Origin of the sequence: Halomonas sp. ND22Bw (assembly GCF_003011945.1) — a bacterium.
In the GTDB taxonomy this organism is placed as follows: Bacteria; Pseudomonadota; Gammaproteobacteria; order Pseudomonadales; family Halomonadaceae; genus Halomonas; species Halomonas halophila.
On sequence record NZ_PXWD01000582.1, the window covers coordinates 1 to 294 of the forward strand.

The 294-nt window shown below is 66.0% G+C and carries 1 pseudogene; it reads right to left on the reverse strand.

Annotated elements, in window-relative coordinates:
- Positions 1–118 (reverse strand): annotated as a pseudogene (locus CVH10_RS27330) (flavodoxin family protein); the annotation flags it as partial.
- Positions 119–294: the final 176 nt, after the last annotated feature.

Here is a 294-nt window from a genome sequence, read left to right on the forward strand (position 1 = left end):
GCCTGACCACCACCTCGACGTCCTCGATATCGGGATGGCGGGCGCCGCGCTCGGCGGCCTCGCGCAGGCGGCGGGTGTTGGGGGAGGGCGCATGGGCCACGATCAACAGTCGCTTCATGTCGGCCTGCCGGGTTGAAGAATGGCGTGGCCGCCATCATGCCATGGAGTAGCGCCGTTGACAGGCTCGCACGCCTCGCCGACGCTGAAATCAGCATCCACGATTCCATCAGGGAGGAAGCCCCATGGCCTTCGCCTTTTCGACGATGCAGGTGACCAGTTCCGCCTTCGAGGACC